The sequence below is a fragment of the Flavobacteriaceae bacterium GSB9 genome, from assembly GCA_022749295.1.
Taxonomy (GTDB): Bacteria; Bacteroidota; Bacteroidia; order Flavobacteriales; family Flavobacteriaceae; genus Flavisericum.
Genome location: CP062007.1, coordinates 869,652 through 893,011, shown reverse-complemented (window position 1 = coordinate 893,011; position 23,360 = coordinate 869,652). Strand labels below are relative to the sequence as shown.

17 protein-coding genes, 1 other RNA gene and 1 pseudogene are annotated in these 23,360 nt (G+C 36.2%); 10 read left to right on the top strand and 9 right to left on the bottom strand.

All coding sequences use genetic code 11. The features are described from left to right. Positions 1–156 precede the first annotated feature (156 nt). The 7 genes and pseudogenes from aroC to GSB9_00772 all read left to right on the top strand — a co-directional run bounded on the left by aroC (position 157) and on the right by GSB9_00772 (position 10,467). On the top strand, positions 157–1,215 hold the full coding sequence (gene aroC / locus GSB9_00779) for a chorismate synthase (protein ID UKM64232.1): 1,059 nt from the start codon (positions 157–159) through the stop codon (positions 1,213–1,215). Positions 1,216–1,385: 170 nt separating this feature from the next. Continuing rightward, the gene (locus GSB9_00778; protein ID UKM64231.1) at positions 1,386–1,835 is read left to right on the top strand and encodes a hypothetical protein; all 450 of its coding nucleotides are present in this window, start codon (positions 1,386–1,388) and stop codon (positions 1,833–1,835) included. 226 nt (positions 1,836–2,061) lie between these two features. After that, on the top strand, positions 2,062–3,387 hold the full coding sequence (locus GSB9_00776) for a hypothetical protein (protein UKM64229.1): 1,326 nt from the start codon (positions 2,062–2,064) through the stop codon (positions 3,385–3,387). A gap of 151 nt (positions 3,388–3,538) precedes the next feature. After that, a complete protein-coding gene (locus tag GSB9_00775) occupies positions 3,539–4,978 on the top strand; it encodes a gliding motility-associated C-terminal domain-containing protein (protein UKM64228.1) in 1,440 nt (479 codons plus the stop codon). 1 nt (position 4,979) lies between these two features. Continuing rightward, complete coding sequence (locus GSB9_00774; GenBank protein ID UKM64227.2) at positions 4,980–7,580, top strand: PorP/SprF family type IX secretion system membrane protein; 2,601 nt, start codon at positions 4,980–4,982, stop codon at positions 7,578–7,580. 181 nt (positions 7,581–7,761) lie between these two features. Then, positions 7,762–7,980, top strand: a pseudogene (locus GSB9_03265) (type IX secretion system membrane protein PorP/SprF). A gap of 249 nt (positions 7,981–8,229) precedes the next feature. Next, positions 8,230–10,467: a TonB-dependent receptor gene (locus GSB9_00772; GenBank protein ID UKM64225.1), complete on the top strand. Its 2,238-nt coding sequence runs from the start codon at positions 8,230–8,232 to the stop codon at positions 10,465–10,467. Between the two features lie 3 nt (positions 10,468–10,470). On the opposite strand, the gene GSB9_00771 is transcribed toward GSB9_00772, so the two are convergent. The 3 genes from GSB9_00771 to GSB9_00769 all read right to left on the bottom strand — a co-directional run bounded on the left by GSB9_00771 (position 10,471) and on the right by GSB9_00769 (position 13,933). Continuing rightward, positions 10,471–11,487, bottom strand: a complete 1,017-nt coding sequence (locus GSB9_00771) for a cytochrome d ubiquinol oxidase subunit II (protein ID UKM64224.1) — start codon at positions 11,485–11,487, stop codon at positions 10,471–10,473. A gap of 2 nt (positions 11,488–11,489) precedes the next feature. Further along, the gene (locus GSB9_00770) at positions 11,490–12,794 is read right to left on the bottom strand and encodes a cytochrome ubiquinol oxidase subunit I (GenBank protein UKM64223.1); all 1,305 of its coding nucleotides are present in this window, start codon (positions 12,792–12,794) and stop codon (positions 11,490–11,492) included. Positions 12,795–12,898: 104 nt separating this feature from the next. Continuing rightward, positions 12,899–13,933, bottom strand: coding sequence for a glutaminyl-peptide cyclotransferase (locus GSB9_00769; GenBank protein ID UKM64222.2), 1,035 nt, complete (start codon positions 13,931–13,933; stop codon positions 12,899–12,901). A gap of 89 nt (positions 13,934–14,022) precedes the next feature. On the opposite strand from GSB9_00769, the gene ffs reads away from it, so the two are divergent. Continuing rightward, positions 14,023–14,121, top strand: an RNA gene (gene ffs / locus GSB9_03260) — signal recognition particle sRNA small type. A 55-nt stretch (positions 14,122–14,176) separates the two neighbouring features. Beyond that, a complete protein-coding gene (locus GSB9_00768; GenBank protein ID UKM64221.1) occupies positions 14,177–14,983 on the top strand; it encodes an SDR family oxidoreductase in 807 nt (268 codons plus the stop codon). Position 14,984: 1 nt separating this feature from the next. Here GSB9_00768 and GSB9_00767 read toward each other — a convergent pair whose 3' ends face one another. Further along, positions 14,985–16,403, bottom strand: a complete 1,419-nt coding sequence (locus GSB9_00767) for a hypothetical protein (GenBank protein ID UKM64220.1) — start codon at positions 16,401–16,403, stop codon at positions 14,985–14,987. 217 nt (positions 16,404–16,620) lie between these two features. On the opposite strand from GSB9_00767, the gene GSB9_00766 reads away from it, so the two are divergent. Beyond that, a complete protein-coding gene (locus GSB9_00766; protein ID UKM64219.1) occupies positions 16,621–18,246 on the top strand; it encodes an ATP-binding cassette domain-containing protein in 1,626 nt (541 codons plus the stop codon). Positions 18,247–18,347: 101 nt separating this feature from the next. Here GSB9_00766 and GSB9_00765 read toward each other — a convergent pair whose 3' ends face one another. The 5 genes from GSB9_00765 to GSB9_00761 all read right to left on the bottom strand — a co-directional run bounded on the left by GSB9_00765 (position 18,348) and on the right by GSB9_00761 (position 23,306). Further along, positions 18,348–18,578 (bottom strand): DUF2007 domain-containing protein, encoded by a 231-nt coding sequence (locus GSB9_00765; GenBank protein ID UKM64218.1) that lies wholly within the window; start codon positions 18,576–18,578, stop codon positions 18,348–18,350. Positions 18,579–18,643: 65 nt separating this feature from the next. Then, entirely contained in the window at positions 18,644–18,874 is a 231-nt protein-coding gene (locus GSB9_00764; GenBank protein UKM64217.1) for a DUF2007 domain-containing protein, read from the bottom strand. A 79-nt stretch (positions 18,875–18,953) separates the two neighbouring features. Beyond that, entirely contained in the window at positions 18,954–19,799 is an 846-nt protein-coding gene (locus tag GSB9_00763; GenBank protein UKM64216.1) for a phosphatase PAP2 family protein, read from the bottom strand. Between the two features lie 6 nt (positions 19,800–19,805). Next, complete coding sequence (gene pheT, locus GSB9_00762; protein UKM64215.1) at positions 19,806–22,232, bottom strand: phenylalanine--tRNA ligase subunit beta; 2,427 nt, start codon at positions 22,230–22,232, stop codon at positions 19,806–19,808. Between the two features lie 210 nt (positions 22,233–22,442). Further along, positions 22,443–23,306, bottom strand: coding sequence for a GIY-YIG nuclease family protein (locus tag GSB9_00761; protein ID UKM64214.1), 864 nt, complete (start codon positions 23,304–23,306; stop codon positions 22,443–22,445). Positions 23,307–23,360 lie beyond the last annotated feature (54 nt).

Here is a 23,360-nt window from a genome sequence, read left to right as displayed (position 1 = left end):
AATTGTTATTATGTGAACATTATCTGATAATTATTTATATATCAGTATATTGTTAAGCAAACGTTATGTTATGCAGGCAGTTGTTAATATGAACTATGTTGATTTTCATTTCCTAATTTCTAGGAATAGCGTTATTTTAGCCAAAAATTGAAACTTATGGCTGGAAATTCCTTCGGAAAACTATTTAACCTAACAACATACGGCGAATCTCATGGTCCTGCACTGGGCGGTGTTATTGATGGTTGCCCACCGGGAATCGAGTTAGATTTTGAAGCGATACAAAATGAATTGGCAAGGCGTAAACCTGGTCAATCGGCTATTGTAACACAACGTAAAGAACCCGATGCCGTTAAGTTTTATTCTGGAATTTTTGAAGGAAAAACTACGGGAACACCCATAGGTTTTGTTATAGAAAACACCAACCAAAAGTCTCATGATTATTCGCATATAAAAGATAGTTACAGACCAAGCCATGCCGATTATACCTACGATAAAAAATACGGTATCCGTGATTATCGAGGCGGCGGCAGAAGCTCAGCACGAGAAACGGCTTGTAGGGTAGTGGCAGGTGCTATTGCTAAACAGGTTTTGAAAGATATCGATATTAAAGCTTATGTGTCCTCTGTTGGAGCCATGAAACTTGATAAGCCTTACAACGCGTTAGACCTTACTAAAATAGAATCTAATATTGTGCGTTGTCCTGACCAAAAAATGGCGGCAGAAATGGAGTCTTATATAAAAGAAGTAAGAAGTAAAGGCGATACTGTAGGAGGTATTATTAGTTGTGTTATAAAAAATGTACCTGTGGGATTGGGCGAGCCGGTTTTCGATAAATTGCACGCTGAACTTGGTAAAGCCATGCTTTCTATCAATGCCGTAAAAGGTTTTGAGTATGGTAGCGGTTTTCACGGAAGTACCATGTACGGTAGCCAACACAATGATGCTTTTAATAATGATGGTTCTACAAAAACAAATTATTCTGGAGGTATTCAAGGCGGCATAAGTAATGGTATGGATATTTATTTTAATGTAGCGTTTAAACCCGTTGCAACCTTAATCCAAAAGTACGAAACGATAGATAAAGAAGGGAATACTGTTGAAATGCAGGGTAAGGGCCGCCACGACCCCTGTGTAGTGCCAAGAGCCGTACCTATAGTTGAAGCTATGGCTGCATTAGTTTTAGTCGATTTTTATTTAATTAATAAAATCTATTAAAAGAAAAAGCTTTTAAACATACTCTTTTAGAGGGTTTTACAATTAAGACCATACGCATATTTTAGGTGTATGGTCTTTTTTTTTACAAAAAAACTTAAAAAAATCGACAAAGCGCTTGTTTTTAACGATAAATTGCATAGATTTGTGCTTTAATCCCTTAAATCTAAACCATGAAATTAAAAATTTTCCTTATCAGTTTCGGACTGTGCTTAATAACAGGCATGGGGTTTGCCCAAAAAAAGAAAGAGGCAAAGAGCATTATTAGCGAAAAGGTTACCATAAAAAAATACCATAACAAAGAGGAGCTGGACCGCATGCAAAAAGGAGAACTAATAGACCTTTACACAGAGCGTAATCAGGTTTTAGTAAGAACTTTACCTTACATAGCTTTTGCTACAAAACCTGGTGTAACAATGTCTACTTTAGGAATTCCTAATGATTCAGATAACAGAAAGGCTTTAGAAGATCAGTTTGAAAATACCGACGATTATCTAGAAAACACTACAGAGTTTCATAAAGTATATCTTCCATATTCTGATACAAAAAATCTAATTGCTGCTATTTTGTTTTATGAAGAAATCATGAAATCCTTACATCAATACAGCGAATTTAGGCAATAAGTAATATTTAAATTTTAGCAACAATTCTAAAAGTCTTAATGTTATAATGTCTTGATTGTCTAATTTTTTCTTTGAAATTTCGTATTTCATCGACGATTTTAAGATTATATTTTGTTAAAAAAGTGTATTTCATCGAAATAATTGGTATTTCATAGGGTTTTTTATATATTTGAATTGTGTTAATAAAGAAAAGTCATAATAAGTAAAAAAAGTAAAATAGATTACTATGAAGAATTTCACCCAAATCATTTTCATATTTCTTTTTGTAACTGGTAATCTTTTTTCCCAGCAAGAAAAAGGTATTGTAGGTTCAGAGAATTGGCTTAACAATTGGACTGATTTTAAACCTACCCAAAGGGATTATGGAGAGCCTACTAAAATATTAGCTGGTAATATTGCGGAAAATACAACACTTATCAAGAGTGAAGTTTACTTGTTGTTGGGTAATGTATTTGTTACCAATGGAGCTACACTAACTATAGAGCCAGGTACCGTTATTTTGGGCGATTATAAATCTAATGGCTCGTTAACCATAACAAAAGGAGCTAGAATAATGGCTTCTGGACTTCAAACGGACCCTATTGTTTTTACATCTAACCGTTCTGTTAAAAGAGCAGGCGATTGGGGTGGTATTATAATTTTGGGAGAAGCGCCTTCAAATAAGTTTGGAAATGGTTCTGCTGCTAAATTTTACCCAGAGCTCGTGCCGTCAAGTTATGCCAATGCCAATTATGGTGGAGATAAAATGGATGATAATTCGGGTATTTTAAAATACGTACGAATTGAGTTTGCCGGTAAGCGAATATTTAATGCAGGGAATTTTAATGGCTTATTGTTGGCTGGTGTTGGCGATTCAACCATTTTAGAGAATGTAATGGTCTCTTATTCTGCTGGAAATGCGTTTGAAGCTTGGGGCGGACAACTTAGTATGCTTCAAATGATATCATATAGAGCTAACAACAACGATTTTAAATTTAACTTTGGTGTACAATGTAATTTAAACAACTCGCTCGCTGTAAGGTCGCCTTATGTTTCTAATAGCGAAGGGTCTAGGTGCTTAAATGTGGCGTCGTACAATAAAAAAGAAGAAATCGATTTTTCAAAAAAGGCAACTTCGGTAGTGGCCAAAAACATAACATTTTTAAATGATAGCCAGGATTTAGAAACCGACATAAAAATGGGGCTTGTAAAAGCAGCGGTTTATGTGGGAGACTATGCATCATTAGATATGAATAAAAGTGTTATTTCTGGATTTAATCCTGCCGTTATTTTGGAAGATAAAATCAGTATTAACCAAGAGAATCTAGAAAAAATTAAGTTTACCTCAATGTATTTCAATAATTGTAATGGAAATATTTTTGTTGAAAACAACTCGAATAACGAAGATCTAGAAAATTGGTATGGTAATAACGCATTTTTTAATGTGTATTCGAAGAGTCCTAATGATGAAACTTTTATCGATTTAAAAAACGAAAGAAGACCGGATTTTAGGTTACGGATTAATAAAATTATTGCTTCTAACGAGGTTGACCCAGATTTAAGATTAGATTAAAAACCTTTTTTACAAATAAAGCTGAATGCCCGCAAATCTACTCTACTTCCTTTTTTGTTTTCTTTCATGAATTTGGAAATTCTTTATAGCCCTAAAATGGGGTTGAACGATAGTGTTTTTGGGTGTTTTATGGATAATAAAATAATATCGAATGAAGAATTTTACTATCGTCACATTTGTTTTTCTTTTGTTCTTTTCATTTGTGGAAAAGTTACATACGCAAATTGTTATAGCAAAGCCTAGCTTGGGGTTTACACAAGCTTGTGCTAGCCCTTCATTCAATACCTATAATGTTACGTTCTCTTTTTCGCCTGATACTGCGCTAGAAAGTTCAAACCAATTTATAGTTGAATTGTCTGATGAAACTGGCGATTTTTCAAATCCCACAACCGTTTTCACTTCAAATGCAGGCAGTATTACAACTTCACCAGCAACCATAAACTTTGCGGTACCAACAACCATTTCAGGGGAAGGGTATAAAATAAAAATAAGGAGTACAGCTCCTGCAGCGTCCAGTTCACCTTCAAATCAGTTTGCTGCCTATTATAAAATTCAAGATACACCATTTACGATTAACAACTTAATTGCAACAGGCGCCTATTGTTCTGGAGGAAGCTATTTGTTGACAATAGACAATCCTGGCGATGAGAATAACGATTCTCCACTTCAATACCCATCCCTTACGTTTAAGTGGTTTAAAGAAACGGGTTCCACAACATCGGTTTTTGTTGCAGACGGACCAAGCCTTTCGGTTAATGAGCCCGGTACTTATTTTGTTGAAACCAATTACGGTACTTGTACCTCAAATTCATTTTCAAACCGAGTTACTATAAGTGAGGCGACCACGCAAAGTACATTTGAAATAAATTCGAGTAAGGGTAATCCTTTTTGTTCAGCCGAAGGGCCTAGTGTTTTAAGTGCCGTAAACGGAAATAGCTACCAATGGTATAAGGATGGAGGTGCAATAGAAGGAGCAACACAACAAATGTATGAAGCCTCCGAATCTGGTAATTATTCTGTAACGGTCGATTTAGGAGATTGCTCAACCAGCGCTTCTATAGATTTGGATAGTACGGGGTTTTCAAGTTCGATTGATGTGGAAGATGTTGAAATGATTGATGAAAATGAAACCTTAACGGCAACAGTTACCACAGATGCCAAAAATCCAGAATTTAAATGGTATTTAAATGACAATTTAATAGCAAGTGCAACCACAAATAATTTTCAAATTACGCAAACCGGAAACTATAGAGTAGAGATCAACCAAACAGCAGATTGTTTGGCTTCAACAGAATTCAGTTTTGTGGTTCAAGAAGCTTTTCCCGATGTGCCAGAAATTCCAAATTTAATTTCTCCAAATGGCGATGGGGTAAACGATACTTGGGTTATTCCTCAACAATACGTTGATGGTTCTAATACAGAAATAACAATATTAAGTAGCCAAGGTAAAGTAGTACTTAAAACGAATAACTATCAAAATAACTGGCCACAAAATCAAATTAATTTTATAGACGTTAACCCAGTCTATTACTATATAATAAAACCAGCTGGTGGAAGTGAAAAAAAAGGTTCCATTACAGTTGTTAAATAACATGGCAAAACGAATAGTACATATTATCTTAATTTTCTGTTTTGTACAGTTGTTCTATCCCCAAACGGGTGATGGAGTTGTTGCGTTCGATATACCGGTTCGAAATTCGTTGAAATTCAATCGCCACATCATAAACCCAACTTTTAGTTTCGTTAGGGAGCAAAACAAATATTTGAGCTTTAACAACAAAAGGGAATGGGTGCAGTTTGATGATGCACCACAAACGTATTTGTTTGGCTATGCTGGTCGGTTTGGTGAAAACATGGGAGCTGGTTTGTCTCTTTTTCAACAAAATTATGGGGTAATGACCACCTTTGGCGGTGTAGCCAACTTCGCTTACAATGCGGTGTTCGATAGAGAAAGCAATTTAACCTTTGGGATAAATTTAGCGTTCTATAAAAGTGGAATAAATCAGGGAAATGTCGTTACCAATTTTCCAGATTCATCATTGGATGATGTGCCTTCAAATTCATTAATAACGGTTAACCCAGGAATAAATTATGGTACTGGTTTTTTTGATTTTGGAGTATCGGTAAACAATTTAGTGTCTTATAATTTAACTGAGTCTAAAATGATTGAAGAAAACCCTAAACAAGCCATTCAAGGCCATATCATGTACACAGGGTATGTAAACAGTCGGGGTTTTTTTGACGAAAGTAAGTTTACCAGTTTGTTGCGATCAGAATTTAGAAAGGACGAAACGGTTATTTCTGCTATCGCTATGTTAACGGTGCCAAAAGGTATCTGGGGACAAGTTGGGTATAATACACTTTATGGCATGTCTGCTGGAATTGGGTTGAACATTACAAGTCAAATAGCTATAGAATACAACTATGAAAAGGCTATGGGAGATTTGTCTTCTTTCGGAAATTCGCACGATATTACTTTGGCATATAAGTTTAAAAATAGATACCGTTATAACTACAGTGGAGATGATGACGAACAAGCTTTGTTGATTCCTGAAAAAAGAAAAACATCTAGAATCGCAGGTAGAAGAACAATTCCGAGAGCAAAAACGGTTAAAAAGCCACAGGAAAAAGTGGAAACCGAGGCGGTTCTTGAAAAAAGCGAAGAAGTTGTAACAAATCAAATTGCCGAACCTGAAAACGAGGAAGATGTTTCGAAAACAGTCGATACCCAAGAAGAAATAGCTGAGGAAGCCACAATCAAGGCTGAACAGGAAGAGCAGGCTAGATTAGCAGAAGAAGCCAGAATCAAGGCTGAACAGGAAGAGCAGGCTAGATTAGCAGAAGAAGCCAGAATCAAGGCTGAACAGGAAGAGCAGGCTAGATTAGCAGAAGAAGCCACAATCAAGGCTGAACAGGAAGAGCAAGCTAGATTAGCAGAAGAAGCCAGAATCAAAGCTGAGCAAGAAGAGCAAGCTAGATTAGCAGAAGAAGCCAGAATCAAAGCTGAGCAAGAAGAGCAGGCTAGATTGGCAGAGGAAGCCACAATCAAGGCTGAACAAGAAGAGCAAGCTAGATTGGCAGAGGAAGCCAGAATCAAGGTTGAACAAGAAGAGCAAGCTAGATTGGCAGAAGAAGCCAGAATCAAGGCTGAACAGGAAGAGCAGGCTAGGTTAGCAGAAGAAGCCAGAATCAAAGCCCAACAGGAAGAGCAGGCTAGATTGGCAGAGGAAGCCAGAATCAAAGCTGAACAGGAAGAGCAAGCGCGATTAACGGCCGAGAAGGTTTCTGAGGTTTCAGAAAATGATATGGATATACCAGAGCCAACAGACGCTAATACAGATGCGCTCAGTACGATAACAAAATTAGCTTTAGAAACACAAAACAATCAAAAGCAATTGATGATTCAGTTGAATGAAGTTTTAGTTGTAAAAGAAAAAGATTTAAAAGATTTAAAAGAAGAAAACGATTTAAGTGAGCAAGGTATTGTTAGTGCCCCAAAACCATTTAAAAGTGTAAGTGCAGAAAATGCTAAATTAGAATCTATTAAAACACAATTGAACGAAGAGATAAAATCTCAAGATCAAAAAATAGAAGAGTTAGAAGAGCTTTATAGCGAGAGACTTAAGAATGTAAGAGACAAACGAGATGAAACCAATAAGTTCTACTTTAAAACAATCAATACTCTAAAAGAAAATCAAACTCAGGCTATTCAAGCTCGTGCAGCTATACTCGCCAAATTTAATAGAGTAAAAGTAGCTACAGAAATTGAACGTAAACGTAGAATTAAACGTGCGTTATATGATAATCAGGAAGACAGGTACAATAAAGACAGAGCAGCATTAGAGCAAATAAAAACGATTACGCAACCAACTTCAAAAACCTTAACACCAGAGGATTTTGATCATGGTGAAGAATTAAGTAATATTCAAATTGTTAAAGGAAGTACCCATGTCGACGAAGGTTATTACCTAGTGGTAGCCGTTCATGCAGACGTAGATAAAAGAGACGAATTTTTAACTAAAGCTGTTTCGGCTGGTCGTTCAGATATTGATTTCTTCTTCGATGTAAACACCAGTAAATATTATATTTATTATCAAAAATTTGATGATATAAATCAAGCGAGGTCAGCACTAAGTAAAAAAGGAACCGAACCCTATAATAGTAAAATGTCAATGGTTAAAATTGAAAAATAAATGATATAGAATTACAGACTACATTTCTTTTTGAAAAGCCCCAAGTAAAAAAGAAATCTTAAATATAACTGCCATGAAAATGCCTACTTTAAAAATGGGGAGGTTACTTTCTTTCTTTTGGTAAGTATGCAAACTTTTGGACAAAACCTTGTTCAATTATATGGACTATTACTGTGCGGTCATATCGTACCGCTTTTTGAACGACCAGTTTTTTAGGCCGCTCAACATCGGCCCCATGGTGGGATTCAAGAAATTCATTTTATATTTTGGGTACGCCTACCAGGTCACAACCAACGACCTGTCGGGGTACAACTCCGGAACGCACGTGGTCACCATAGGCCTCGACTTCCTGCAGGGCATAAGCAACTGCCCATGTACACAGGACCCAGTGCACCATTAGTTGAGTTTTCAATGCAAATAAAAGTTGCCCGTGCCTCTTGGCTCGGGCTTTTTTAACCATTTTTCAGAGGTTTTTTGGAACTGTTTAACCATTGATAAAGAATATATTTGCATAAATTTTTAAAAATTTAAAACCCTCGAAAAGTTTTTTTCGTAGGTACTTTAAAAACTAAGCCGAAGTCAAAATTTATTGACTTTGTTTAACTTTAAAATTAAATTCATCGTGCAACCATTCCAAAAAAGACTTCAAATGCTACAAAGCAGAATACTTTTAGTTCTGTTTTTATTTTCCATCTCAATTTTAAGTGCCCACGAAATAAGTGGTAGGGTTATTTCAAAAGAAAAGGGCTTGCCTATTCAGGGTGTTGGCGTTTATAATAAAACCAACGGAGCCTATACTTACACCAATATTTCTGGATATTTTGAGCTGGACGACGTGGCGTTAAATGATGAGATTTTTTTTTATAGCTTGGGTTACGAAAACACATCAATTGTAATAACGGAAATCGAGTTGTCAACAAAATTTATCGTTGCACTAAATGAAGCGCCAGCCTCTTTAGATCAGGTTTTGGTTGTATCGAAAGCTAATGTGCTGAGTACCTTTTTGAACGTCGATTTAAAAACAAATCCCGTAAAATCTTCACAAGAAATACTTCATAAAGTTCCGGGACTAATTATTGGTCAGCATGCGGGTGGTGGAAAAGCCGAGCAGATATTTTTGAGGGGCTTCGATATCGATCACGGTACCGATATAGCCATAAATGTTGATGGCATGCCCGTAAATATGGTATCACATGCCCATGGTCAAGGCTATTCAGATATGCACTTTATCATTCCAGAAACCATTGGCAATATTGATTTCGCCAAAGGAAGCTATTACGCTAATAAGGGTAATTTTAATACGGCTGGTTATGTGGATATTGGTACCAAAAAAACAATAAAAAACAATTTGATTGCGATTGAAGCAGGACAGTTCAATACCCTTAGAACATTGGCAATGACAAAGCTTTTTGAAGAAGAGTACAGTAGCGCTTATATGGCTTCAGAGTTGATGTTGTCCGACGGTGTTTTTGAGTCACCACAAAATTTCAATCGATTAAATATCATGGGGCGATATCACTTTAATAATCATCAAGATCAGGAATTTAATTTATCGGTATCCCATTTTCAAAGTAAATGGGATGCCTCGGGGCAAATTCCTGTTCGGGCTGTGGAGCAAGGTTTAATAGGCCGTTTTGGAGCCATAGACGATACTGAAGGTGGCAATACCAACCGTAGTAATGTTTGGATAAATCACACCAAACAATTGGATGCGCATTCTAAAATAAAAACCAATGCTTACATATCTAAATACGATTTTGAACTGTTTTCAAACTTTACCTTTTTCTTGGAAGATCCTGTAAACGGCGATCAAATACATCAAAAGGAAAATAGGACCATTATTGGCGCTTCGTCTGTTTACGACCATACAATCCATTTGAAAAACAATAATTCACATTTAAGATATGAATTAGGAACAGGATTTAGATACGACGATGTTAATGATGTGCAGCTTTCAAAAACTATAAATCGACAAACCATTTTAGAACGATTGGCCTTTGGGAATGTTGATGAGTTAAATGCCTTTGCCTTTGCTAACTTAAACTATAAAATAGGAAATTGGACGCTGAATCCGGGCGTAAGATTTGATTATTTTAAATTTGATTACGAAAATTTATTAACAGAAACCTACGACAATCAAAGTGAAAATAATATAAAAATAAGCCCCAAATTAAATGTGATTTATGCAGCTTCATCAAAATTACAGTTGTTTGCCAAAACGGGATTGGGGTACCATTCCAACGATACTAGGGTAGTGGTTGCCAATAAAGGGGAAGAAATATTACCAACTTCTTTTGGCTGCGATTTAGGGGTTATTTACAAGCCGCTAAACCGGTTGGTGTTTAATGCTGCCCTTTGGAACTTGTTTTTGCAACAGGAATTTGTTTATGTTGGCGATGCTGGAATTGTAGAGCCCAGTGGAAAAACGGAACGCTACGGTGTTGATTTTGGTATGCGCTACCAATTAAACGATTGGCTGTTTTTTAACACTGACCTCAATTATACTTATGCCAGAAGTAGTGAGGAACCCGATGGAGAAAACTATATACCTTTAGCGCCAGACTTAACTTCTTCAGGTGGGTTAAGCATTAAAAATTGGAAGAATTTATCTGGTGGAATAAATTATAGGTTTATTAAAGACCGACCTGCAAATGAAGATAATTCTATTATTGCCGAGGGGTATTTTGTGACCGATTTAAACCTGAATTACACACTTAATAATTGGACTTTTGGTGTAATAGTTGAAAACCTTTTTGATACCGAATGGAACGAAGCACAATTTGCTACGGAAAGCAGATTATTTAATGAGCCCAATTCTGTAGAAGAAATTCATTTTACCCCAGGGGCGCCTTTCTTTTTAAGAGGAAAAGTTGCAGTAAGGTTTTAATAATTATTCCAAAATTTTTATCATCTTAAACGACTTAAAAAGGTGAAAAACCCCCGGAAGAATAATGAGACCACCAATTATTAGCGAAATTCCCAAAACTTTTATTGTGCCCTGGGTAGCAACAGTTTCAATAATACTCATTTCGGTATTTGAAGCAATTATCAAATAAGGATAATGTGTAATTAATGCTGCAATTATAATCAAAACCACCTGTAACCCGGCTAAAGTTCTACTTACTATACGTCTGGCTTTTTTTATACTTCGCATAAGCGGAAAAATCAATATTCCAGAAAGTATAATCAGGCCAATTGTATATGGGTTTTTAAGAAAATCGGTAACAAAAACAACATCATACATAAGCCCATAACTTAATACCACAAAACCAAGGATGATGACCGAAACCGTGGCTATTCTTGATTTTCTAACATAAATATGACGGTTTACACTTGTAGTTTCTCCAATAAGAAGAATAGAGGTTAAAAACGCACATAAGGCCGCAAAAAATAAACCTACCCAAATTGAAAAACCATTTAACCAAGGGTTGATAAATAGTTCGGCAAACGTAAAATTGCCATAATTTTCTGTAATAATCAATTCACCAGAAACCATGGCTCCAGCTGTCATTCCCAAAAATACAGGGGTTACAAAACTAGATACTCTAAAAAGCCAATCGTAAACTATTTGAGATTTATCTTTATAAGCATCATAATGCCTAAATACAAAAGCGACACCTCGTAATGTAATGCCCAAAAGTACCAAGGTTAATGGAATGTGTAAATAAACTACAAGTACATTGTAAAAACCAGGAAATCCAACCCAGAGAATTACAACCAAAATGATAATCCAAATATGGTTGGCTTCCCAGACAGGACCCATAACACTGTAAATGGTTTTTTTCGTGATTTTTTGGTTTTGTTCAGAAGAGAACAATTCAACAATACCAGCACCAAAATCGGCTCCAGCTAAAATAACATAAAGTAATAGCGATACTAATAAAAAAAGTATAACAACGTAAAGCATATTTAAGCGGATTTAGGATTGTTTAGTGCTTTTACTTGTCTTGTCATCAACCAAGTTACCGACACGGTAAGCATTCCGTAAAGCAATAGATAAAAATAGAAACTATAAATCATTCCTGGCATGGGAGTAACGGCATCTTTGGTTCGCATAATGTTATGAATAATCCAAGGTTGCCTGCCTACTTCGGTAACAATCCATCCGGCTTCCAAAGCCATAAAGCCAAACGGTGCAAGTATGGCAAATAATAACCAAAACCAATTTTTTTGCCACCACGATTTTCTTTTTAAACTGATAAAGAATAACATACCAGCTATCATAAGCAAGGTACCGATGCCCACCATAATTTGAAAGGCATAATGCACTGTGGCTACATTGGGTTTAACATCATCAGGAAAATCGTTTAGGCCTTTTACCTCGGCATTAAAATCGCCAAAAGCTAAAAAAGACAATGCTTTGGGGATTTCAATTTTATGGGAAACCGTTTTGTTTGTTTGATTGACAATACCACCTATATATAGTGGTGCACCATTGGTAGTTTCGTAATGGGCTTCCATAGCGGCCAATTTAACAGGCTGGCGTTTGGCAACATCTTTTGCTGAAAGGTCACCGCTTATAGGTTGTATGATAGCAGCAATTGCACCAAATGTTATAGCTATTTTAAATGCTTTTTTGTGTAATTCTATTTGCCGTCGCTTATAAATTTGAAAGGCGTGAATACCTGCCACGGCAAAGCTTGTAGCTGTAAACGCGGCTAAAGTCATGTGCAGTGCTTGTGTAAACCAAGCTGGGTTGAAGAGGGCCTTAACAGGATCTATATTTAAAAATTGTCCATTTATATAATCGAAACCAGAAGGTGCATTCATCCAACCATTGGCAGATACTACCAAAATGCCAGATGCTACTCCAGAAATGCCAACTATAACACCTGTGAACCAATGGAACTTTTCAGGGATTTTATCCCATCCATAAAGATAAAAACCTAAAGCGATGGCTTCTACAAAAAAAGCAGCTCCTTCCAATGAAAAGGGCATCCCAATTATGGGACCGGCATACTTCATAAACTCAGGCCATAACAAGCCTAACTCGAAAGACAATGCTGTGCCTGAAACAGCTCCTGTAACAAAGAAAATAGCGACACCTTTTTGCCATGATTTGGTGAGTTTTAAATAAATAGGGTTGCGTGTATTTAGCCATTTTTTATGTGAAATAACCATAAAAAAGGGCATAACCATTCCAATACAAGCAAATACAATGTGAAAAATAAGGGTAAATGCCATTTGTAACCTGGCGGCATCTAAATTGTCCATGAAGGAAGCTTTAAAAAGTAATGTTACAAAGATACTTTATAAAGCTTAAAAAACTTTGTAATAATGATTACAAAAAAGTAAATAAACTATCCGGTATCGATATTTTATTTCTCAACTATTTCAACTTCAAACAATTTATCCCAACGTTTGCCCGTAACGAATATGGTTTTTGTTTTTGGGTTGTAGGCAATGCCGTTAAGCACATCCAAACCTTGATGTTGTGTTACTTTGTTTTTTAAAGGTGTAAAGTCTATAACGCCTTCAACAGCTCCATTTTTTGGATTAATAATAGCAACCCCATTTTTTTGGTAGCGATTGGCATATATTTTTCCTTCAATCCATTCCATTTCATTGATTCCAACTATTTTTCCTTTGTTGGTACAAACTTGAATGTAATCTTCTTCAACTAAAGTTTCAGGATTCAACATCCAAATTTTTTCTGTCCCATCGCTTTTGTATAAAATATCGTCATCGTTGCACAAACCCCAGCCTTCTTTACTGTTTCCGTATTTGAAGCTGTCTAGTTTTTCAAAAGTATTTACACTATAAACAAAACCAATTCCTTTTTGCCATGTAAGCTGATACACTTTGTTGTTTAAAATCGTGAGACCTTCGCCAAAATATTCGTTGGCTAAATTTAGGTTTTTTATTATTTCACCTGTTTTATAATTTACTTTTCTCAGTTTAGATTCTCTGTATTGGCCTGTACTTTCATAAAGCGTATCGTTAAAAAACTCAATACCTTGGGTATAAGAAGTAATGTCGTGTGGGTATTCATTAACGATTTTATAACCGTAAATTTTAGGGACTTCACTATTTAAAATAGTAATGGGGTAGGTGGTTTCTTGTTTTTCGCCATTGAAATGTACCGTCGCTTTAATGGTGTGCTCTCCTAATTTTATATTTTTCAAAACGGTATTAGCTTTAATTCTTTTTCCGTTTAGGGTGTAAAGAACCGAATCAATAGTATGCCCTTTTTTGTTTTCTAAAGACAATTTTAAGGTTTCATTATTGGATATGTTGCCTTTTTTAGCATTGGTTTTAATGCTAAAATCACTTTTTTTACTACCTGTGTTAGAGCCGCAACTAAAAGTAAGGGCAGTTAAAAATATGATTGTTAGATATTTGATGGTACTCATTGTTGAAATTCTAATTTTGGGCAAGATATTTATTAAAAATCAGTTTAAAAAATCATTGTCAAAATTTTAAAAGTTCGTAACTTTGCACCTGGCAAGTCCTACACAACCAGCTCCTGTTGAATCCTCCAGGTCGGGAACGAAGCAAAGGTAAACGGTCGTAGCGGTGTGATGTAGGTAGCTTGCCTTTTTTTGTGCCTTTTTGTTAGGTAAATCTTACTATCTTTAACCGCAAAATTTTTACAGATGTCTAAAGTTGTTTTGATAACGGGAGGTTCTTCTGGAATAGGAAAATCTATTGGCGAATTTTTAACCCAAAAAGGTTTTAAGGTTTATGGTACGAGCCGGAACCCTGAAAAGTACAGTGGTAGTAGGTTCCCTATTTTAGCTTTGGATGTAAAAAAGGTCGATACCATAAGGCATACGGTTTCTGAAATTATTTCAAAGGAAAACCGACTTGACGTACTTATAAATAATGCAGGTGCCGGCATTACAGGACCTATTGAAGAAATCCCTGAAGCGGAGATAAAAAACAACTTTGAGACTAATTTTTTTGGTCCTATAAATGTTATAAAATCTGTATTACCCCAAATGCGTAAACAACAATCTGGCTTGGTTATTAACGTTACTTCAATTGCTGGCTATATGGGGTTGCCTTACCGTGGTGTTTATAGTGCTAGCAAAGGCGCTTTAGAGCTTTTAACCGAAGCCTTTAGAATGGAGTTGAAAGACTTTAATGTTGAAATGACCAACGTAGCACCTGGCGATTTTGCAACCAATATAGCTGCAGGACGTTACCATGCGCCGCTAAAAAATGATTCGCCATATCATAAGGTTTATGGTAAAACCCTAGAATTAATGAATGAGCACGTTGATGGAGGAAGTAATCCGGATGTGATGGCAGAGGCGGTCTATAAAATTATCAATACGCCAAAACCTAAAGTACATTACAAAGTAGGGGAATTTATGCAGAAGTTTTCTATTGTGTTAAAACGTATTCTACCCGATAAAATTTATGAAAAATTACTAATGAACCACTACAAAATCAAGTAGTTTATTTATTGATCAAGCCCAATAATTGTTCTTCAAAACGAGAAGAAAATATATTGGAAGCACTATTAACAATCCTTGAATCTTTATCCAATATAATGGTTTTGGTCATTGGGTGTACGGCTAGAATTTCTTTACCTTCTTTTGGGTTTTTAAATTGGTATTCGTGGGTTTGGTCGAACCGATGACTAGCCAATATAGTTTTACATTTCTCGATATCGAAGTCGTCAATATTAATGGTAATGAAGTTTATTTCTGGGTATTTGGTTTTTAATTCATTAAGCTTATTATGTGAATCTTTAAAATGGTCATAGTATACCTGAGACCAAAAAGTAATAGCCGTTGGCCTGTGGATTAACGAGTTGATATCAACGACTTTATTTTCATGATTCACAACACTAACTTTCGGTAATTTTAAACCTTCTTTTAAGCTATTAATAGATTTAGTATACCGTACCACAATGGCTTTGTTCTTTTCATTACCACTTTTGGTTAAAAAAGATTTTAAGATGGTATTGTTATCTGCTTCATTTTTGCTCTTTGATAAATAGCGCATTGTGAAATAGTATAGTAGATCATCTTTTGTTGCTCTATTTTCAACTAGGCTATCGATTAAATTTAATCGGTCCAAATTGAAGCACAGCGCTCTGCGGTCAAACAAATTGTCTTCAGAATGGTCATCGTGTATTTTTAAAGACATATTGCTAAAGTTATGCCTTAAAAATGTATTATAATTGTAATAGGTACTTAAAAATTCATCATTGTAATTTATGTTTTTTCTGTAGGCATAAAAATCTTCAGGTACCGATTTTAAATTGGCAGCCTTGTTTTTGCCATAATGCACAAATGGATAAACTTCTTTGTTTGAGTAGTAATTGTAATTTATGTTAGCCTGTGCTATCTTAAGGAAAAGATCGGAGGGTTTATGCTTACTCTTAAAATGCTCTAGGTGATTAACTTTAATCGTTTTTAGGGAGTCCACATGTTTTTCGTAGGCGTTTGGGCTAAGTTGGCATAGCCTTACTACATGCTTTTCTTCTTTTTCGTTTTCTAAAAACTCATTGATAAGGTAGTTGTTCTTTTTATCGCCTACCCCTGTAAAGACCAACGATTCGTCAAAGTCTAAAGTGTTCAGTCTAAAAAGTACACTGTCTTTGGGTTCCAATAAAATCATTTGGTATTCACCACCATGTCTAAAGGTATAAAGCCCTTGCTCTAAACCTTCAATTTTGTACAGAAACCTATTTCTACCATCTAATTTAATGGTATCTATTACGGCCTCATTTTTAGAAAGTACAACATAGTTGGTATTGGGATTTATGATTTCCCCACCAAAATAAGCATAATCGGCTGTATTGTCACTTTCTTCTTTACAGCCCAATAAAGCGAGAAAAACAAAAAATAAAGTAATGTTAAACTTCATAAATCCTACTGAACGTTTTCTTAAAACAAAAGTATAGCTTGTATTTATAAACTCTTGTTAAGGCGTTGTTAAATGTTTCCTAATCAAAGCGGTATAAAATGACATTAAAATGCATGTAAATTAAACAATTTTGTGGCTTGTAAAAAATTAAAGGTCAACAAGGTTTCGACTTACCGATGTAATTCTCTACTTTTGCAAAAAAATTAAAAGATTCTTTATGTTATCAGTATCAAATCTTTCGGTTCAGTTTGGAAAACGCGTGCTTTTTGATGAAGTAAACACCACATTCAACAACGGTAATTGTTACGGCATTATTGGTGCGAATGGCTCTGGAAAATCAACTTTTTTACGAATTCTTTCAGGAAAACAAGAACCTACTTCCGGACATGTCTCGCTTGAAACCGGAAAACGTATGTCGGTGCTGGAGCAGGAGCATAATTTGTACGATGAACATACGGTTTTAGAAACGGTGTTGATGGGGAATAAACCCTTATTTAAAATTAAAACCGAAATTGATGCGCTTTACGCAGATTATTCTGATGAAAATGCCGAGAAAATAGGAGAACTTCAGGTAGAATTTGAAGAAATGAATGGTTGGAATGCCGACAGTGATGCGGCGGCTCTACTTTCTAATTTAGGAATCAAAGAAGATTTGCACTACAGCATGATGGCCGATTTGGATGGTAAACAAAAGGTACGCGTGCTTTTGGCTCAGGCTTTGTTTGGTAATCCGGATGTACTAATTATGGATGAGCCAACCAACGACCTGGATTACGAAACTATATCGTGGTTGGAAAACTTCTTGGCTAATTATGATAATTGCGTGATTGTAGTATCGCACGACCGTCACTTTTTAGACGCTGTTTGTACACATATTTCAGATATCGATTTTGGCAAAATAAATCATTATTCGGGTAACTATACGTTTTGGTACGAATCGTCGCAACTTGCGGCCAAGCAACGTGCACAGCAAAACAAAAAAGCAGAGGAAAAGAAAAAGGAACTTGAAGAATTTATTCGTCGTTTTTCTGCCAACGTAGCCAAAAGTAAGCAGGCTACCAGTAGAAAAAAGATGATTGATAAATTGAATATTGAAGATATTCGTCCTACCAGTCGTCGTTACCCAGCAATTATTTTTGAGCGTGAACGTGAAGCGGGAGACCAAATTTTAAACGTTGAAGGTCTTGCTGCTTCGTTGGATGGTGATGTGTTGTTTAAGGATATTGATTTAAATCTAGCAAAGGGTGACAAAGTTGTTGTGTTTTCTAGGGATTCGAGAGCAACTACAGCATTCTATCAAATTTTAAATGATAAGGAAAAGGCCGATGCCGGAAAATTTTCTTGGGGTGTTACCACTACACAATCGTATTTGCCTTTAGACAACAGTGAATATTTTAATAACGATTTAAATTTAATTGATTGGTTGCGCCAATGGGCAAAAACCGAAGAAGAACGCGAAGAAGTAAATATTCGTGGCTTTTTGGGTAAAATGATTTTTAGTGGTGAAGAAGCTTTTAAAAAGTCGTCAGTATTATCTGGAGGCGAAAAAGTAAGGTGTATGCTCTCTAGAATGATGATGCAAAGGGCCAATGTTTTACAACTCGACGAACCTACCAACCACTTAGATTTGGAGAGTATTACGGCGTTCAACAATTCACTTAAAAACTTTAAAGGCACTGTGTTGTTTACCACGCACGACCATGAGTTTGCGCAAACCGTAGCGAATAGAGTAGTGGAGCTTACACCAAATGGGGTAATAGATCGCTATATGAGCTTTGATGATTATATGCAAGACAAAAAAATAAAAGAATTAAGAGATAAAATGTATGCGGTAACGGCTTAAAAATACGGCAACTAAAACTAAGAAATCCTCGAAAATTAATTCGGGGATTTTTGGCTTTAATTCAAGTTGTTTTATTCTTCCGTTTAAGAATGTTTTCAGTTTTATTCCTTCAACTCCGATGTCAGTTCCTCAACAAGAGGCAAGGCTCTCTTAAGTTCGTCTTTATGAACATGTATTTCTTGAAGTCTTCGGCCTGGATAGCCAAACCCAGCTAGTCTGGCCGATTCAGATTCATCTTTTATGATGGCGCATATATTTATTTTTTCCAATTCACTGAAAATGTGTTGAACTTCGTTGAAATTTCCCGAGAATACTTTAATATAATTAGACATGACATTTGATGTTTTGTGGTGACTTAATAAACCAGTTAAAACTTTTGTTTTAAAGTTATATAGAATTAAGCTTCAAGTTCTGAAGTTAATTTTTCAACAATAGGCATAGCGCGTGCTACTTCATCTTTATGTACCAAAACTTGTTGAATGGATCCGCTTTCCCCACCAAAAAGAGAGGTTAACCCTGAGTCGGTTCTATCTTTAACCACAGGAATAATGTCTTCATTTTCCAGAGCAGCAACAAGGCGTTGTGCTATGGCGTAAGCTCCCGTAAATACATTAATGTAGTTTGTCATGGTATTTAGCTTTATTGGTTTCCTCTCTAATTTACTAAAAATTATTGAAAAATGATTGAGAAAATAACGCTAAAGTGCATTAAAATGTACCAACAAACCCAACTTGGTTTGGTTTAACCGATAAATGCCATGAAATTTTCTTTGGTGCCTTTTTAGTGGCGTAGGCGCGAGTTGAATTTAAAAACTTATCGATGGAGTCTACCACCATAATGCTCAATACTGTAATAAATACCGTATCGGTAAGCCAATGGGCGTTGGCGGTAAGTCTTGAAAGTGGAATAATAGAACCTAAGGAATAGGTTGCTATTTTAGCCCAATTGCTTTTAAATTGTTTGGCTATGGCGTGCGACATGGTTGCGGCTAAAGCAGTATGCCCTGAAGGAAACGAATGAAATGCGCCTTCGCTGGAAAAAGGTCTAAATTCAAAAGCACCATAATCAGCACCAGGTCTTGCGCGTCCTACCGCATTTTTAAGAATACTTTGTATTAACCCAGTGGTTACCGATGATGAAATAATGAGGACACTGGTTTTCCTAATGGGCTCACTTTTGGTTAATAGGCCCACGCCGTATAATCCGGCATTAACCATAAAAAAGTTTTGTGGACTCCCAAAATACCAACCAAAATCTTTGGCTAACTGAGGTGCTTTGGCGTCTTGCCTTTTAAAAAACTGGTTGGCCGGTTCGTCTATAGACGATAGTGCGGCTGTTCCAAAAACTAAAATGCCTAAGTTTTTAAAATCTTTACCGTTCCAATGTGCCGGTTGACTAAAAGCATGTTTGACGCCTTGCCAGGTGTTTTTTGCATCGTATTTTAAAAGGCTCCACCTAGAAAGGCTATCCGTGGACTTTTTAAAAGTTGTGCTTTGTGCTGAGGTCAAAACACAAAAGCACATTACAACAACATTAAAAACTAGCCTTTTCATTAAAATTTACCTTAGTTCGGCACCAAGCTGCTTTTCAAAATTGCCTTGTAGTTTGCCCATTATTTTATCGATTTGCTTATCGGTTAAAGTTTTGTTTTCGTCTTGTAACGTAAAGCTAACCGCGTAACTTTTTTTACCTTTTGGTAAGTTTTTACCTTGATAAACATCAAATAGATTAACCGCTTTAAGCAACTTCTTTTCACTTTGTTTGGCGATGTTGTAAATCGACTCAAAGGTTACGTTATCATCCAGTAATAGTGCAAAATCGCGTCGTACTTCTGGGTATTTAGGTATTTCGGTAAATTTGATTTTATTGTGTTTTACCAAATCTAAAACCGTATCCCAGTTGAAATCGGCATAAATTACCTCTTGCGAAATATCAAAATGTTTCAGGACTTGTTTTTTTACCAAACCAAAATCTGCAATTTTGTTTTTGCCTAAACTTAGCGTTAAACCTTCGGAAAACAAATCGTTTGAAATGGGTGACTCTTTAAACCTTGAAATCCCCAAGCGTTCCAGTACAGAAACGATTAGGCCTTTCATCAAAAAGAAATCACTTTTTTTATTCGTACCGTGCCAGTTTTCAGTATTTTGATTACCGGTTATAAATAACGAAAGATGTTTAAATTCCTCACGTTTATCACCAAAGTCGTGATAGGTTTTTCCGAATTCGAACAGTTTTAAATCCTGACGCTTACGGTTGATATTAAACGATATCGCTTCCAAACCAGAAAACAATAACGATTGTCTTAAAACCGACAAATCATTACTCAGTGGGTTGAGCATGGTAATATTATGCTCGTCCTTTAATTGCTCACTTAAAGCCACATAATTTGGTGTGGTAAGCGAGTTGGACATAATTTCGAAAAAGCCTTGCGATACCAATTGGTTGCCCACAACATTTTGAACTTTATAGTCTTCAAAACGTGATATGGCCGAAATGGAGGCGTTCAACTTTTCGGTGGTCTTGATGTTATTGTATCCGTAAACTCTTAAAACTTCCTCAATAATATCAGCTTCACGCTCTACATCGTTTCGATAAGCAGGAACAGTTAGGCCTAAACCTGTTTCGGTAACGTTATTAACTTTTATCTCCAACGAGGTTAAAATACGTTTTATAACTTCTTTTGGAATTTCTTCACCAATCAACTTTTTGGCGTTTTCGAAGCTTAAACGCACCTCGAAATCTTGTATCTTTTTCGGGTAAAAATCCACTATATCGCTGGTGACTTCGCCTCCGGCCAATTCTTGAATTAATAGGGTGGCTCGTTTTAAAGCGTATTCAGTAATGTTTGGGTCAATACCGCGCTCGAAACGGAATGATGCATCGGTATTCAATCCATGGCGCTTAGCCGTTTTACGAATACTTACCGGGTTAAAATAAGCACTTTCTAAAAAGATACTGGTCGTGTTTTCGGTAACACCCGAATCAATGCCGCCAAAAACACCTGCAATACACATCGGTTTTTCGGCATTGCAAATCATTAAATCGTCTTCGTGCAATTCACGTTCCACACCGTCAAGTGTCGTGAATTTTGTTCCCGATTTTAGCGTTTTTACTTCTATTTTGTTGCCTATAATTTTGTTGGCATCAAAAGCATGTAGTGGTTGCCCCAAATCGTGAAGCACATAGTTTGTGGCGTCAACCACATTGTTTTTAGGTTCAATACCAATAGCCTTTAAGCGGTGCTTTAGCCAAGCGGGCGATTCTTTAACACGTATTCCCGAAATGGTAACACCACAGTAGCGTGGCGCTAAATCTTTATTGATAACATCCAAATCCATTTTAAGGGTGCGGTTATCGACACGAAATGCACTGACCGACGGCGTAATGAATTCCAAATTTATATCTTTTTGTACCAAACCAGCTCTTAAATCGCGTGCCGTTCCCATGTGGCTCATGGCATCGGCACGGTTTGGGGTCAATCCGATTTCAAAAACATGGTCGTTTTCTATATCGAAAATATCGGCAGCTGGCGTTCCAGGTTTTAAATCGGCATCGAGTACCATGATACCGTCATGCGATTGGCCCAAGCCCAATTCGTCTTCAGCACAGATCATACCATGACTGGCCTCGCCTCTAATCTTTCCTTTTTTAATGGTCCATGCTTCGCCTTCGGGGGTGTAAAGCGTAGTGCCAATAGTAGCAACGGGCACTTTTTGTCCGGCCGCTACATTGGGGGCGCCGCAAACAATTTGTAGTGGTTCGCCATTACCAATATTTACAGTGGTTACTTTTAATTTATCGGCATTGGGGTGCTTTTCGCAAGTAAGCACTTCGCCCACAACAATGCCTTCCAGGCCGCCTTTTACAGATTGATAGTTTTCCAAGCCCTCTACTTCAAGGCCTAAATCGGTAAGGAGTTCGCTGGTTTGTTCTGGTGTCCAATCGGTTTTAATAAATTGCTTTAACCAGTTGTATGAAATTTTCATGGATTATGATGCTATTTGAAAGGTGCAAAGATAATAGATTGCTTTAAGCATTCAAATAATGTTTGATTAAAACGACGTTTGATTTAAACTTAAATATGTGATGCTTCAAATAGGTGTTTTATGAATTCGTTGCAGTTTGTTTTAAAGGAGTATTTCTCCGTTTTCGTTTTAGCCACTCATTTAAGGCCAACGCTGTCTTGGATTCTTCATTTAATCTTCAGATTCAACAGCTTTTAAAATTCTACCATCATTAAGTTTCCATTCAGTAAGACCATTTGCACTTCTGCCCATTACTATAGCGGCGGCAGCTGATGGACTTGAAAATAAATAATCTTCTTTTAAGATAAGCTTGTTGTCTATTTGAATTATAATTTTATCGTCAATTAAACTTTGTCTTGTATTTTTCCAGTTTGAAGGAAAAGAATTTGTAATTGAAGTTGCAAATTCAGAATCTTTTAAAACCACAAACCCTTCGTTGGTCATTTGGCCTTTAGCTTTTGCTCCTCGAGCGGCATTTATATAAAATGTATTGCTAATTTGTTCTTCTATTGTTTGTTCTTTCCTTAATTCTTCAAATATTTTGAAGCCCAAGGCATTCACAAGAAGTTTTATATTTTCTAAAAACTCTTCCATTTCTGCCTGATCAGATTCCGATATGGACGAGCGAGCAGGTGTATTACCATTCTCAAGATCATATCTATTTACTTTCAATGCTATTTCGTGTAACCTGTTTTCCAGATATTTTATATGAGCTTTATTTAAATTTTCATCCTTACTCACAAAAACCAGCGCTTCATTCCAGAAATCTTTTGCTGATAAGTGCTGGTTTAATCTTTTGTAGATACCTTCAGCCTCACCGATGTAAGCTAATTCTTTGTTTTCTGATTTATTTGATTTCCCAAATAAAATATATACGCCCGTATTTTCTAATTCAGGTCTATCGGATGACTCTTTTATTTTTTTCCTTGGAATTTTTAAAGCTTTACCTGTCCAGTTTGACAATTCACACGTCATTCTACCGTTGGGCTCACCATCTACCAAAAATATTTTTATGGTTTTACCAAAGTTTTTCATAAGCAATTCGATTCAGAATTTAATTATTGTATTATTTTAACACTAGTCGAAAAA